We start from the raw sequence: 15,439 nt of genomic DNA, 5'->3' as shown, positions 1-15,439 counted from the left end.
TGGCTGTGTTGCATTAATCTACCCCACAGTCATAACATTTTAAAATTACTTAATATTATTTATACATTTTAGAATAATACTTTTGATAATCTCCTGATGTTACATTGTTCATCCATTCTTTATTATCTAAGTACCATTTTATAGTCTTTTCTATTCCAACTTCAAATGTAGTTTCAGGATACCATCCTAAGTCTGCTTTTATCTTATCTGGTGCTATACCGTATCTTCTGTCATGTCCTTTTCTATCTTCAACAAACTTCATTAAGTTTTCTGTTACTTCTTTATCTACATTTTCACCAATATATGAAATAACTTTCTTAACTATTTGTAAATTAGTTCTTTCGTTATGTCCACCTACATTGTAAACTTCACCTAGAACTCCTTGTCTTACAACCATGTCTATAGCTTTACAGTGATCTTCAACATATAACCAATCTCTTACGTTTAATCCATCACCGTATATAGGTAAATCTTTATGTTGTAAGCAGTTGTTAATTAATAATGGTATTAACTTTTCTGGGAATTGATAAGGTCCATAGTTATTTGAACATCTTGTTATGTTTATTGGCATTTTGAAAGTATCTCCATAAGCCTTAACCATAAAGTCTGCTCCAGCCTTACTAGCTGAATATGGACTATGTGGATCTAATGGAGTAGTTTCCATAAAGTACCCAGTATCTCCAAGAGAACCATAAACTTCATCAGTTGATACTTGAAGATATTTAACTCCGTCTAACCATCCATTTTCTTCAGTATACCAAGCATTCTTAGCACAGTTTAATAAATTTACAGTTCCCATTACATTTGTCTTTGCAAACACTTCTGGTTCTCTTATACTTCTATCAACATGTGATTCAGCAGCAAAGTTTACTACATAGTCAAATTTGTAATCATCAAATAATTTAGTTACTAATTCTTGATCACAAATATCTCCTTGTACAAATACATGATTAGAATTGTTTTCAACTTCTTTAAGATTTTCTAAATTTCCTGCATAAGTTAATGCATCTAAGTTTACTATCTTAACATCATTATATTTGTTTAACATGTATAATACAAAGTTTGAGCCTATGAAGCCAGCTCCGCCTGTCACTAAATAAGTTTTCATAAAAATTACTCTCCTTTATATTCAAATGGAACATCTAATTCCTTAAATTTCTTTTGTACTTTATCTTTCTCAGATAACAATATATTTTCTATACCTTCTAATGGCCACTCTACTCCTATATCAGGGTCATTCCATAAAACCCCTCCATCATATTCTGGAGCATAGAAATCTGTACATTTATAATTAAAAATAGCTTCATCAGATAAAACTAAAAATCCATGTGCAAATCCTTCTGGAACATAGAATTGCTTCTTGTTTTCATCTGTTAAAACAACGCCTTCCCACTGTCCATAAGTTGGAGAACCCTTTCTTAAATCTACTGCAACATCAAACACACTTCCCTTAGTAACCCTTACAAGTTTTCCTTGTGTATGTTGTGTTTGAAAGTGAAGTCCTCTTAAAACTCCCTTACTTGACTTTGATTCATTATCTTGTACGAAAGTCATTGTTAAACCAGCTTCATCAAAGTGTTCTTTATTATAGGTTTCCATAAAGTATCCTCTATTATCACCAAATACTTTAGGTTCTATAATGTATAAATCTTTAATCTTTGTCTTAATGAAATTAAAGTTTCCCATTTCTCGATCTCCTAACTTTTTTAACTATTTCATTGTATATGCCTTTTTTACATACATACAATTATACCAATTTATCATTCTATTTAATACTATTATTAATCTTTTATATTGTCAATTATATTAATACAAATGTAATTATTATCTTTTAGCTCTTTTTCTTCCTCTTATAAAACTTTTTTGACTTCTTAGAATAATATCCTATGTAAAATAAAGTCATACCTATTACTCCACCAAAAAAATCTATACATACATCTCTAACATTTGAATTTCTTCCTTTTACATATAGCTGATGGTATTCATCTGTAACAGCATAAAAAAGAACAATAAATAAAATATAAATAATAGCCTTCTTTCCTTTTATATTATACGCAAAAAAAGCATTAGCTAATAAGATGGCTAGTACAAAAAATTCAAATGCATGTGCTACCTTTCTAATTTCAAGATTTAATGATACCCTTTCATTATTAGCAGCATTTGATACATTCCCACCTGCAAAAACTAAGTGATTACCACTATACTCTTTTGCCTTTTCATGTATAGTTATAATTCTATCAATAATCTTATAACTTAGCCCATTAGACTGAGTTCCATCTTGACTAGAATTGTAAAATATAAATCCCATCCATAGTATACATAAAATCAAACTAATTTTTTTATACATCTCTCTCTCCTTACTCAATTTAAACTTACATTCTACTAATTATACCAATATCCATAGCTTTTTTCATTTTTATTACCACAAATTCATACATTCATAATGTTTTTGTAATATTTACTTATATATTTCTTAGTGATAAAATCATTACTGTGTTCTTAATTTTAGAATTGTTGATGAAATTCTTACAGAATTTCTGGAAATATATTTTTTAATACAAACAATACTATATATCTAAACTACGGAGGAAAATTTAATGAAATATAAACTTATATGCATTGATATGGATGGAACTCTTCTTGATAACAATCATATCCTTAGCAATGAAAATAAATCTGCCATAATAGAAGCCCACAATAAAGGTATTACAATAGCAGTTACTACAGGCAGGCTATTTGCATCTGCAAAATGTTACTATGACCTTCTTGGAATCGATGGTCCAATCATAGCATCAAATGGAACTTATATTAGAGAAAAAGCAAAAAAAGACTTCATATATAAATGTACTTTTTCCTTAGATGAAGTTAAGCATATATATGAAGTAATTAAAAAGAATAGCTTATCCTGCATTTTTTATACAGCTGATACAGCCATATCTTCTTCTGAAATTAACAAAGATCATCCATATATTCAAAATAATAAAACCCTTGCTAAAGAGGATAAAATAAAATTTGTAGTAAAAGAAGATCTTTTACCTGTACTTGAAGAATTTGATGGTGAAATATTAAAAGGCATCGCCGTAGAAAACGATGAAAGAAAAAAAGAAAACTTATTTAAAGTTAAAGAAGAGCTTAAATCCCTTGGTAAATTTGAGGTAGTTAGCTCTGGCAGTAATAACTTTGAAATTATGAAAAAAGGATCTTCTAAAGGAGATGCTGTTAAGAGACTAAGTGAAATATTAGGTATAAAAAGAGAGGAAATCATATGTGTAGGTGATAATGAAAATGATCTATCTATGATAAGATATGCAGGTCTTGGTGTTGCCATGGGAAATGCAGCCGATATACTTAAAGCTGAAGCTGATTATATAACTGACACTAACTTAAATTCTGGTGTTGGAAAAATGATAAAAAAATTTGCATTATTAGAAGAATTTTAAAAATTGTTATATGAGAATCAGAAAATTTTCCTTTTCTGATCCTCATATAACAAATCATTAATTATAAGCTATTTAATTATGCAGCTCTTAAAGTTTTTAATACTCCACTACATTCTCGAACCATAGATTTATATGTTTTTACTCTAGGATCATTATCATCCATTCTAAAGTCCAATGGTCCACCCACAAGATATTGCTTTCCATTTATGTTCTTTTTCTTTTCTCCGCCTATACTATCAAGATCCATTCCATTATTATAATCATGAATATCGCTAGTTATTGTAAATAAATAACCAGCCCCTATATCATTCTGTTCATGCTTCATATAGACTCTTATCTCTTTACCATTATCCTTTATAACATAATTATTCTCCCAACTCCTTGGCATATCAAAAGCTATATGAAGTCCTGTACTCTTATATGTTATTGGGCCTCGAGGTTTTGGAGCTTCCTTTGGTTTATTACTAGAATTTAAATTTTTTTTATTGTTATTATCACTAGCAACCTGCTTTTTGCTATCTCCAGCGACTTCTGTCTTAGGCATTTCTTCTTTTATCTCTTGTTTAGCTGGTTCTTCTTGTTTAGAAGGTTCCTCTGCCTTACTTGTATCTGCTACTTCTTCATCTTGAATTTGTTCACTCTTAGGCTCTTCCCTCGCTTTAGATGCATTAATAGCATACGCTGTAAACCCGCCTCCTATAATAATTATTCCCATAACGCTTCCTAAAATAATTCTACCTTTTGTTGTATTTATATGTTTTATAATATTCAAAACTTTTCTTTTCATTGTTTTCTCCTTATTATCTCAATTTTGTCTATCCTTTCTATTAGTGTAATCATATTCTTACCTATATTCAATAATATTCCGTAAAATATAATAAACTTTTTATTTTCTTAGCTTAAAATGTAACTAAAAAAACAGCAATTATTTTATAAATAACTACTGTTTTTTTAATTTAACTATCTATTTTATTTTTAACTTTAATCTTCTTCTAAATAATACAGTTCCAACACCAGCAACTGCTGCTACTGAACCTCCTACTAATGGATATAATATTAATTTATTTGTATATATAGATGTAATAATTGTTTTATCTGCTACCTTGAAGTTAATCTTTTCTTCTGTCTTATTTCCTGCTTCATCTGTTGCATTTAATACAACCTCATAATCTTTTATATCATTAAAATCTAGTTTATATACATCTTGTCCATATTCATCTGTATCATGATTTTCAATTAATTGTCCATTAACAGTTACACTATTTATTTTATCTTGTGGATTATCAAGTTTAACTGAAGCTGAAGTTGCTTCATAATATGTTTTACCATCTTCAATACCGTCTACTATAAACTTTGGTGGTGTTTTATCAAGTATGAATTCAACACTTACGCTTTCAGTATTTCCTGCCTTATCTTGCACTTCTATAAATAAAACGTGCTTTCCTTCTGTAGTAATAAGGTCACCCTTTTCATAATCCTCACCATCTAAAGTCATAGATATAATAGTATAGTCAGTTAAATCATCAATAATAAAATTAGGAACAAAATCTTCTGTAAAGTATTTACCTGACATAGGAGTTTCAAATCTTATTACTGGTTTATCCTTATCAATAGTAAAGCTTATTGTGTTATTGTTTTCGTTATTAGCTAAATCAATTGCTGATAACTTAAAGTTATAGTTTTCTTGATCTTCTAATTGAGTACCTGATGTAAATGGATTTCCATTTAATAATGCTGAAGTTCTAGAAGCATCTAAATTTGTATCAGTTATCTCATATTCAGGTGTTAGGTTTTTATTAAAGAAACCACTCATTATTCCTGAAACTTTTATCTCTGGTCTAGTTGTATCTACTGTGAATCCTACATTTAATGTAGTCTCATTGCTTGCCTTATCTCTTGCAACAACTTTGTACTCATACTTAGTTTCATCTGAAGCCATAGGAATATCTCCAGCCAAATTTCCTCCGCCATTTAATGTAACTGATTCTATTGTATCTTCTTGATTGTCTAACTTAAATACTGGAGTAAATGCCTTATTTATATATGCTCCATCATGAATTTCAGTACCATCAACACTCTCCATAGGAGTTATCTTAGGTGCAGTCTTATCTATTGTAAACTTAGTTGATGCACTACTTGGATTTCCAGCTTTATCTGTAGCTGTATAGTTTATTTCGTAAGTTCCTTCTTCTGAGAATGTATAGCTTAACTCTGCATCTCTTCCTGAAAGTCCAAAACCGCCTATATTATAACCTTGTCCATTTTTAGTTACTGCAACAACATTGTCACGCTCATTAACATCTGTACTCTTTAGAGTTACTGTTTTATCTATATTATAATATTGATCAAAATCTACCCCTGTTATAGAAACAGATGGATTAGTTTTATCTGTAGTAAACACTACTGCCCTACTTGCTGTATTACCTGCTTTATCTGTAGCTGATATTGTCATTGTATATTGAGCATCATCATTAAATTCTGAATAAGTTTGTGTTGTAACTTCACCTACTCCATTAGCTCCAAATCCAGGATTTACAGTTACATTATTTCCATCAGGTGTTAACTTTTCATAACTTACTGTAACATTATCAGTATCATAATACCTTTCTGTTACGCTAACAGTTACGTCTCTACCTCTATTATTAAATGAATTATTTAAACTATCATAATCATTTATGTTTATTGCTGGGGCTGTTCTATCTATAACAAATGTAATATCATATGTTCCATCACCATTATTTTCAGCTATATTACCAGCTTTATCTGAAGATTTCACTTTTAATACATATGTTCCTTCTTCTGTAAAGTCATAAGATTTAGTTGCTTCTTTTTCTTTACAATCAAGATCATCCTTTTTATACTCTTCTCCATCTTTAAGTACAGTTACCGTATTGTTACCCAAGTCTGTATTTAGATTTTTATCTTTAACATCAATATTAACTGTCTTTGTTGAATCATTGTAGTGTGTTCCATCAGTTATTCCTTGAAAGCTCACTTGTGGAGCACTTTTATCTACTGTAAATTCTATTGTTTCTGGTTCCTTTTGAATATTTCCAGCTAAATCTGTAGAAGTAACTGTTAAAATATAATCTCCTTCTTCACCGAAATTATAAGTATTAGATGCATATTTTTTATGATTCTCATCTTCCTTTATAGTGCTATCATCTATTATAAAATCATAAGATGGATTATTTTCCCCGTCAGGAGTTTTTTTAGTACAACTTATTGATACTTTCGCTGTATCTATATAATCATCTGCTACATCAATTGTTACTGATTTGTCTGAATTAGTAAATTTATCAGCAGAACTACTTATTTTTGTTACTGGAGATGTTTTATCCACTACAAATGTAATATTTTTAGATTGATCATTACCAGCTTTATCAACAGAATTTACTGTTATTTCATATGTTCCTTCTTCTGTAAAGTTGTAAGATGTACTTGCTTTGTCACCCTCAACCTTAAACTCATTTACTTTAAACTTTTCTCCATTTTTTGTTGCTTCTATTGTATTTGTTCCTTGATTATCATCAGTAGTTATAATATTAACAGTTTTATCTGTATTATAATGGCTATCAGCATCTACCCCTGCAATCTCTATTTCTGGAGCTGTTTTATCGATAGTAAATGTAGATTTTTGTTCTTCTGCCTTACGACCTGCTAAATCTGTCATATTAAGTTTTATTTCATATGTTGCATCTTCATCAAATTTATCATTATCTATCTTAAATGTATCTATACCATCTTTAGTTTCTTCTTTACTAAAATCTAATGGTATATTAGAAATAACAGTATCTTTTGAACCTTCATGATGAATAATTTTTGTACATTCAGCTGAAATTCCTTCTTGTTCATAATTAGCTTCTTTTACCGTAAACTTAATATCTGATTTAACCTTGGAATATTTTGATGTTTCTTCAAACTTTATTTCTGGATCTATATTATCTATTACAAACTTAACAGTTTTAGTACTTGAGTTTCCTGCGGTATCCTTTGATGTTACTGTCAATTCATACTTGCCATCTTCATCAAATTTATAAGATGTTTTTGCTTCTTTATCCACACTGTTAAAAGCAGGCACTTTGTCAAATGGCTTTCCATCCTTAGTTACACTTACTTTACTTCCATTTAAATCCAGATTATCATCACTAGTAACAATATTAATATTTTGAGCTTCTTTATAATATGTTTCTTCACTTTCAGGTATATCAGAATCGCCATTCTTTATATCTATACTTGGATCAGTTTTATCTATAATAAATTGAACTTCTTTATCTTGATTTCCCTTAGTTGTATCAAATTCATTTCCTGCTTTATCTTTTGTATATATATCTATAGTATATTTTCCATCTTGCTTTATTCCACTAAAGCTAAACTTATTATCCTTCTCATCTTTTTCTACAGATATATCTTCTTTTTCAACCTTATTAAAATTTCCAAGTTCATCGATAGTTGCCGATGCTACTTCTTCATTATTTCTCTTTATTTTTACTATACTTGTTCCATAGTTATCATCAGAAATATCTACAACTGGTTCTGGATAACCTTCTCCTTCAGATGTATTGCTATAAACTGGTTTTATATCGCTAACTTTAACTTTTGGAGTTTGAGTATCTTTAACGAATTTAATATCTTTATTTATGTTATTTCCAGCTTTATCTGTAGATACTACATTTATAGAATAATTTCCATCGCCGTTTACTTGTAAAGCAAAACTTGATGATTTGTCATCCTCATTATTTAATTTTATACTTGCATCAGCTTCTGAATCATTTTCTATATCTTTACTATTATCTCTATAAGCTGTAGATATTTTATTATTATCTTTATAAAGTGTTAATGTATAACTTTCTAAGGTTTCATCACTTATATTTATTGTTGAATCAAGTTTTTCGGCGTTAATATACGTTACCCCATCAATAGTGTTTCCACCTAATCCTGTTACTGTAGCTTCAGGATCTTTGGTGTCTATATATAAATTATAATTATCTTCAATTTTTCTACCTTGATTATCTATTACAATTGTATTTATATTATAAGTACCGTCGGTAATATCTAGAGGTACCTTTTTGATAAGTTCTTTTATTTTCTGCCTTCTCTCACTAGTAGTCACTAAGTTACCAGATTTATCTCCATTAATACTATATGAAATTTCAGAAAATGCACCTCCACACTTTCCATGTAATGTTAGCTCTTTTGTATTAATATATTCCAAGATGTCAGTTCGTAAAGGCTCCACACCTTCAATATTTCCAAACCCTTTGTAAAGTTCTCCAATAGGTTTCTCTTTACTTTGTATAGTAAACTCAATTGTATTTTTCTCATTGCTGTCTTTTCCGTTGTAAGAAACATTTCCAGCCTTATCTGTAGCAACTACAACTATCTTATACTTACCAGGTTCATCATTTTTATAATTATAGCTATCTCCTGTAAATGTAATTGGAAGCTCTTTAGGTTTTGGTGATTCATCTTCATAAATTAGCATACGAGCTTCTTTAATTCTATCTTTATCCTCATTTTTTATTTTAATTATCCCATCTACAGGCTTTTCATTATCCTTTATATCTATGTTATTAAATTCAAATTCTGGAGCTACATTATCTATAGTTACAATAAATGTCTTAGTAGCTTTTGGTATATTCCATTCACCGTTAAACTTAATATCAAACTTAATGTTATTATCATTATCCCCCAAGTTTTTTCCATTTATCTTATCTGGAAGTGTTATGGTGAAAATACCTTTATCATCACTTTTTATATTTTCCTCTGTTAATTCTAATGTATCATTATTATTAAGTGTAGCCGTAATGACAAATGGCATTTTCTTTAGATCTGTATTCTTCTCATTAAAATAATTTGATAAATCTACAGTAAAAAATTTATCTATAACTGTATTTACAAACCATGTATCAGTAAGAGTCTCTGTGTTTTTATCATCACCTGGATTAGTAAAATTCGGTGACCATTTATTATCCCCTAAACTAATTTCAATTTTTTCACTACTACTTGAGTAAACAATAGTCGATATTCCTCCAACAAACACTGCCATAAAAAGCACTAGACACCATATTAAATTATTTCTTCTCTTTACACTCACTTTTATTCCCCCTATGCTTTCCACTTAAATAACCATCTCTGTATGTATTACGGTTATATCTATTTCCTTAGTAAACATTCTTGCAAATCCATCTTCATACTCTTCTAATAGAGAAGTTTCCCCTTCATCAAGAAGTCCTGTTTCTTCTTCAAGGAGGCTTGTTTCATCATCAACTTCCTCTAATAAACTAGTTTCATCATCTAATAAACTAGTTTCATCATTATTAACTATAGGACCTGTTTTATCTTCTTCAAGTAATTGAGTTCCTTCATTATCCTCTAATGAACTTTCAATTACATACTCCTTAGTAACTTGCTTTTCTACAAAATCAGTTTTAGTTTGAATCTTTGCTTCATCGACTTTTTTAACTTGTACCCTTGCTGCAAATTCCTTGTCTTTTTTTGTTGTATTAGATTTTTTACCCTTCTTAATTCCTAATAAATCATAAATTATTTCAACTACATTGCACTTAAAGAAAGCTACTATAGTTATAATTAATAATATTATTGTTAAAGCCATACCTACATAAAACATAACTTCATAATTCATAACTCTCCTCCAGTACTAAATAATCTCCAAATTTATCATTCTTCTTTTTAGCTTTTTAAACTCTTCACTATCATTAGTTCCATTAAGTTTTGAAGCTTTAGCATAATAGTCTTTAACCACAGCGTAATTTCTTGCTCCACTCTCTTTCTTTTGCTCTACATCTAATAAAACACTGATAAGCTTGCTATAAGCTTTTATACTTTGAGGATATTTATCTACAACCTTAGTAAAATGTTCAATAGCTGCTGAATACTCCTCAGTTTGTGTGTAAATATCTCCAATCTTTATTAACACCTCTTCTTGATTATTAACTTCTAAATCTAAAAGATCATTATAAAGATTAAGTGCATTATCAAAATAGGACTTAGCTGTTTCTTTATCTACTGATTTACTTCCTTTACTTTGATAAGCCTCAGCCATTTTTTGTGTATAATCAACTTCATATCTAAGAGTTAGCTGCTTATTATCTATATTTTCAAGGGTTGTATTTGCCTTTTCTACTATTTCAATAATCTTATCATTAGCATCTTCAATTTGGCCCTTATAAGAACTATATATACTAGATAAAGCTTTATAGTTTGCTAATTTCTTATCATCATTTGCTAATGAATCTACATAACTCTCAAATTCATCTAGCTCATGTTGAAATTCATTATAGTCGATATTCATTGTGCTCATACTATTTGCTATAGTCACATAATATTTAGCATCAGGTATCTTCTTTTCATTAACCTGTTTAAAATACTTAAGGGCTATAGGATAATTCTTATTGTTTAAATAAGTCATGGCTACTTTGAATAATACCGTACTGTCTTTATTTATATTTTCATATTTCTCATTAATATAACTTTCAACCTTTGAAAGTCCAGTAGCAGCATCTCCCATATCTATGTAAACATCTAATAAATTGACATAAGCTTCAGGCATACTTCCATCTACATCTGTAATAGCCTTATCTAAAAGTTCTACACTCTTTGAATAATCTTTATCTAAGTAACTTACACTTGCTTCATTTATAAGATTTTTGTAATCATTAAACGTATTATTTTTTAATCCCTTATATCCAACTATTGTCATAGTTGATGATGCTATAAGTAGTACAAAGCTCACTAAGAATAATGCCATTTTCTTTATCTGTTTAGTTTTATAAGCCTTTGAAAGTTTATCTATATTTTCTAAGTCATATAAAAGCTCTTCTGCCTTCTGATATCTATCTTCTGAATTTTCTTTAATACACTTATTTATTATGTAATCTAGTCCTTCTGGATAAGTTGGATCAATTTCTCTTATTGGCTTTAAATTCAGGTTGGTCTTAAAGTTTAACCCTGTTACAAGCTGGTATAAAGTAACTCCTAAACTATAGATATCCGTTCTACCATCAGTTCTTTTTCCTGCTAACTGCTCTGGTGCGGCATAGGTACTTGTCCCAAAGTTGGGTTTTCCATCTTGATCGTCCTTAGTGATTGAAATACCAAAATCAATAAGCTTTATTTTACCTTCTGGCGTTAACATTATATTGTGAGGCTTCATATCTCTATAAATAATAGGTACAGGTTTTCTAGTATGTAAATAATCTAAAACTTCACTTAACTGTTTTCCCCATTCTACAACATCACTTGGAGAACATATTCTTTCTCTATCAAATTTCTTTTTCAGAGATTCTCCTTCTATATAATCCATAACAACATATATGTGATTATCTCCCTCTATAATGTCATAAATCTTAGGCAGGTTTGGATGATCTAATGAAGTTAACAGATCCGCTTCTGCCTTTAAACAATCTAGTAAAATATTATTATTAATCTTTTTACTTTTTCTAATATCCTTAAGAACTACCGATTTATTTAATCTATTATCTGCTGCTAGATATACTATACTCATTCCACCTCTATCGATTTCCTTAAGTATTTCATATCTATAATCTATAACAGTACCAATATTGATCAAACTATATCACCTCCTCTATCTTAAGAAACCTTAATGATTACACCTGTTATATTATCTCGTTCTTCTCTACTTTTTACCAAGTCTATAAACTGCCTTACCTTCCCTTTTATCTGCTCAGAATTATTTAAATTATTCCATCTTAGTTCATTTAAAATTTCATTATTAGAAAGCTTTCTATAAAATCCATCTGAGCATATTAAAAAGACTTCATTACCTGTTAATTTTCCTGTTACCATAACAGGTTCTACCTCTTTTCGGGCGCCAACACATTGTAGTAACACATTTTTTCTTGGATGATTTTCTGCTTCTTCTATAGTAATATTTCCTCTGTCAACTTCCCTTTGAACAAAAGTTTGATCCTTTGTCAACTGCTCTACGGTATTCGCTATCTTATAAACTCTACTATCACCAACTTGAAGAATATAATATTTATCATTAACAAAAAGACACAATGTAAGAGTTGTCCCTAGTTTTTCGTCTTTCCTAGTACCATATTCAAAAATCTTGTTATTCAGATCCATTATTTGCTCACAAGTAAACTTATAAAGATCACTTTCATCCACAGTATTAAAATCAATATGTGATATAATTTCATCAAACCATCTACTCATTTCATTGATAACAGTAGCACTTGCAAGTTCACCTGAAGAAAGACCACCCATTCCGTCACAAACAATAAAAAGCCCTAATCTTCCATATGGACTTTTTGCTGTCTTTATAAGTAGTGCATCTTGATTTATTTTTTTTCTAAGACCTGCATCTGTATCATATCCTACAGTAAAATTCATTTATTTAATCTCCTTTATTAATAAAGCTTAAAAATAAGAGTTTCATTTGATAATCTAATTTCATCACCATTTTTTATCATATATTCTCTCATGCTATTTAGCCTCTTATCATTTAAATAAGTTCCATTTCTTGATGAGTTATCTAAAAGATAGTATTGTTCATTTCTCTTAGTAATCACTGCATGTAGTCTTCCTACAGACTTGTTATCCACAAAAAAATCACAGGTATTTCTATCTCTACCTATTTTAAATTCAGTCTTGTATATCTCCACAGCCTCTCCAGAAACTACTCTCTCAATGGTCGCCATTTTTCCGTAGTCTTCCTCTAAACCAAGAATAGTAGTACCTTCTTCCTCAAATTCATTTAAAATAGTAGTACCTTCCTCTTCAAAATCCAATTCATCTTCTTGAATTTCTTCTATTTTTTCAGCTTCTCTCTCTTCTACAGATTCTAAAGGCTCATCATCAATAAGTTTATATAACCCTTCCAAGGTGAAGCCTTCATTATTTAAGTAATTATGTAATTGTACGAAAAAATATAAATCTTCATTCAAATCATATTTAATGGTACTAATTATGTCTTTAATAAATGTTATAACGGAAGTTTCTTCTTTAGCATCCTTTAAAGGTATATATATTAAATAAATTTCCTTATTGCTTTTATCTATAAATACATAATCTTTATCTAAAAGATAGTTTTTTATATTTATATTCTTTTCCTCTGCAGATAAAAAGACATCTATAAGTACTTTTAAAATATACTTTAGCTCACTTTTTCCTATAGTATCTTTTAATATTTCACTTAATGCACTTTCATCTGTAACATGATACCTAATCTTTATCTTATCTTCCTCAACTGTCAAGAAAGCAGGTAAAGCCCCTGGAATAACATCTTTATCTATTATTCCCTTATTAAACTCTCCATCAATGTTTTCCTTATTTTCATTGGAGTAAATCAAATATTTAATTTTTCCTAAGTCTACTTTTTCTAAAACTATACTCATGCTTTTACTCCTTTTTCTCCATTACCTGTAGCAATTTTACATCACCTGAAAATATATGTAAATAGGACCTTTTGCAGGTTTTTTATAGGACTTTAGTCCTTTTTAACCATTTAAATTCAACAAATTTCAAAGAAATAGGAAACAGATTTCTCCATTTCCTAAAGCTTTTTAATGTTTATATTTTTTCTTCTTTCTTGCTGCATTCATACCAAGTGCAGACATAACTCCTGCTCCTAAAACACCTAACATTCCTACATCTCCTGTTTTTGCTGTAGAACCATTTTCTACCTTACTAACAGGCTTACTTGTTGTTGCACTTGTATTGTTTGCTGTTGCCTTTGCATCGTTTCCTTGTGGCACTGCTTGATCCTTACTTGGATCACTATTTTCATTTTGTATTCCATACTTTACTGGCTGTTCAATAACTGCACTATACACAAAGAAAGGTGTATCGTTATGCCCTTCTGGCGTTGTCGCTCTACCTCCAATTTTATCAGGAGTAACATTAATCTTTAATGTAGTATCTTCTTTTACATTATCCCAAGAAAATTCATCGGTCTTTTCGTTATATTTACCTTCGCCATTTTGATATTTTACGGTTTTATCATTTACAGTCAATCCTTTTATAGGATTTTTCACTACAACTTTTCCATCAGCTGTTCTTACCTCATCTAAAGATATCTTTTGATCTGATAAATTTACTTGTCGAATATTTTTCAATGGAGTCACATCTACTACTCTGTTTCCTTTAAGAGTAATATAATCTAACCTTGTTAATCCTTCTAAAGGACTTACATCACTAATCTTATTCTCATTAAGATTAGCCACTTCTAACTTACTCAAAGCTTTTAAAGGACTTATATCACTTATTTCATTACCTTCTAGTACTACATAACTCAACTCTTTTACTTCCTTCAAAGGACTTATATCACTAACTTTATTTTGTTTTAAGTCCAATGTCCTTAACTTTGTTAACCCTTTTAATGGAGTTAAATCACTTATTTGATTTTCTTGTAACCATATAGTATCTAAATTCTTTAAATTTTTCACCATACTCAAATCACTTATTCCAGCATAATTAAAATTTAAGAATGTCAAATTTGTTAGCTCGTTTAAAGCGCTATAATCACTTATTCTATCCATTCCTAGCGATAAGTTAGTAAGATTTTTCAAGTTTCTTATTGCACTTATGTCTGTTACATTAATACCGCCTATACCTAGACCAGTTAAATTAGTTAACCCTGATATTGCACTTATATCGCTTATTGGATTACCTGCTAATTCTAAATCTGTTAAGTTTGTTAATCCTTTTAATAGGCTTATATCGCTTATTTTGTTTACACCTAACTCTAATGAAGTTACACTTGTGCAATATTGTATTCCTTCTAAATTTGTAATTCCTTTTTCATTAAATCTTAAAGCTCCTTTTATTCCGTTTAACTGTCTTACAGTTATAGCAGCATCAGAAGCTTGTCCTAATTGCTTGTTTAAAGCTTTCTTTAAGTTGGCATCAGGAATATTAACAACTTCATCTTCATTAGATGCTGCTTGATTTTTAGTTAGACTCCCTGTTGTAGCAGTAACATTATTATCAGTAGCTTCCTTATTTGAAGT

The 15,439-nt window shown here is 29.5% G+C and carries 11 protein-coding genes; 1 reads left to right on the top strand and 10 read right to left on the bottom strand.

Annotated elements, in window-relative coordinates:
- Positions 1–55: 55 nt before the first annotated feature.
- The 3 genes from rfbB to FAY47_RS10030 form a co-directional block, all read right to left on the bottom strand.
- Complete coding sequence (gene rfbB / locus FAY47_RS10040) at positions 56–1,108, bottom strand: dTDP-glucose 4,6-dehydratase (RefSeq protein ID WP_143316580.1); 1,053 nt, start codon at positions 1,106–1,108, stop codon at positions 56–58.
- 5 nt (positions 1,109–1,113) lie between these two features.
- Positions 1,114–1,686 carry a dTDP-4-dehydrorhamnose 3,5-epimerase gene (gene rfbC, locus FAY47_RS10035; protein ID WP_143316579.1) on the bottom strand — a complete coding sequence of 191 codons (573 nt, stop codon included), beginning with the start codon at positions 1,684–1,686 and terminating at the stop codon, positions 1,114–1,116.
- A gap of 145 nt (positions 1,687–1,831) precedes the next feature.
- Entirely contained in the window at positions 1,832–2,347 is a 516-nt protein-coding gene (locus FAY47_RS10030) for a VanZ family protein (protein ID WP_143316578.1), read from the bottom strand.
- A 250-nt stretch (positions 2,348–2,597) separates the two neighbouring features.
- On the opposite strand from FAY47_RS10030, the gene FAY47_RS10025 reads away from it, so the two are divergent.
- On the top strand, positions 2,598–3,440 hold the full coding sequence (locus FAY47_RS10025; protein WP_143316577.1) for a Cof-type HAD-IIB family hydrolase: 843 nt from the start codon (positions 2,598–2,600) through the stop codon (positions 3,438–3,440).
- 76 nt (positions 3,441–3,516) lie between these two features.
- Here FAY47_RS10025 and FAY47_RS10020 read toward each other — a convergent pair whose 3' ends face one another.
- The 7 genes from FAY47_RS10020 to FAY47_RS09990 form a co-directional block, all read right to left on the bottom strand.
- Entirely contained in the window at positions 3,517–4,227 is a 711-nt protein-coding gene (locus FAY47_RS10020) for a hypothetical protein (protein ID WP_143316576.1), read from the bottom strand.
- A gap of 177 nt (positions 4,228–4,404) precedes the next feature.
- Entirely contained in the window at positions 4,405–9,537 is a 5,133-nt protein-coding gene (locus tag FAY47_RS10015; protein WP_143316575.1) for an Ig-like domain-containing protein, read from the bottom strand.
- A 24-nt stretch (positions 9,538–9,561) separates the two neighbouring features.
- The gene (locus tag FAY47_RS10010; RefSeq protein ID WP_143316574.1) at positions 9,562–10,086 is read right to left on the bottom strand and encodes a hypothetical protein; all 525 of its coding nucleotides are present in this window, start codon (positions 10,084–10,086) and stop codon (positions 9,562–9,564) included.
- A 15-nt stretch (positions 10,087–10,101) separates the two neighbouring features.
- Positions 10,102–12,033 (bottom strand): serine/threonine-protein kinase, encoded by a 1,932-nt coding sequence (locus FAY47_RS10005; RefSeq protein WP_143316573.1) that lies wholly within the window; start codon positions 12,031–12,033, stop codon positions 10,102–10,104.
- Between the two features lie 20 nt (positions 12,034–12,053).
- Positions 12,054–12,821: a protein phosphatase 2C domain-containing protein gene (locus FAY47_RS10000; RefSeq protein WP_143316572.1), complete on the bottom strand. Its 768-nt coding sequence runs from the start codon at positions 12,819–12,821 to the stop codon at positions 12,054–12,056.
- A 17-nt stretch (positions 12,822–12,838) separates the two neighbouring features.
- Complete coding sequence (locus tag FAY47_RS09995) at positions 12,839–13,825, bottom strand: FHA domain-containing protein (protein WP_143316571.1); 987 nt, start codon at positions 13,823–13,825, stop codon at positions 12,839–12,841.
- Between the two features lie 168 nt (positions 13,826–13,993).
- Positions 13,994–15,439 (bottom strand): leucine-rich repeat domain-containing protein (locus FAY47_RS09990; RefSeq protein WP_143316570.1); only part of this gene is annotated, 1,446 nt, incomplete at its 5' end.

It is taken from the genome of Clostridium sp. HBUAS56017 (assembly GCF_007115085.1).
GTDB lineage: Bacteria > Bacillota > Clostridia > Clostridiales > Clostridiaceae > Clostridium > Clostridium cibarium.
The sequence above is the reverse complement of the archived record's forward strand: the minus strand, read 5'-3'. Positions and strand labels throughout refer to the sequence as shown.

Excerpts from the sequence above, each read along its gene's own strand:
- rfbB (WP_143316580.1), bottom strand. The coding sequence starts at position 1,108 with ATGAAAACTTATTTAGTGACAGGCGGAGCTGGCTTCATAGGCTCAAAC.
- rfbC (WP_143316579.1), bottom strand. The coding sequence starts at position 1,686 with ATGGGAAACTTTAATTTCATTAAGACAAAGATTAAAGATTTATACATT.
- FAY47_RS10030 (WP_143316578.1), bottom strand. The coding sequence starts at position 2,347 with ATGTATAAAAAAATTAGTTTGATTTTATGTATACTATGGATGGGATTT.
- FAY47_RS10025 (WP_143316577.1), top strand. The coding sequence starts at position 2,598 with ATGAAATATAAACTTATATGCATTGATATGGATGGAACTCTTCTTGAT.
- FAY47_RS10020 (WP_143316576.1), bottom strand. The coding sequence starts at position 4,227 with ATGAAAAGAAAAGTTTTGAATATTATAAAACATATAAATACAACAAAA.
- FAY47_RS10010 (WP_143316574.1), bottom strand. The coding sequence starts at position 10,086 with ATGAATTATGAAGTTATGTTTTATGTAGGTATGGCTTTAACAATAATA.
- FAY47_RS10000 (WP_143316572.1), bottom strand. The coding sequence starts at position 12,821 with ATGAATTTTACTGTAGGATATGATACAGATGCAGGTCTTAGAAAAAAA.
- FAY47_RS09995 (WP_143316571.1), bottom strand. The coding sequence starts at position 13,825 with ATGAGTATAGTTTTAGAAAAAGTAGACTTAGGAAAAATTAAATATTTG.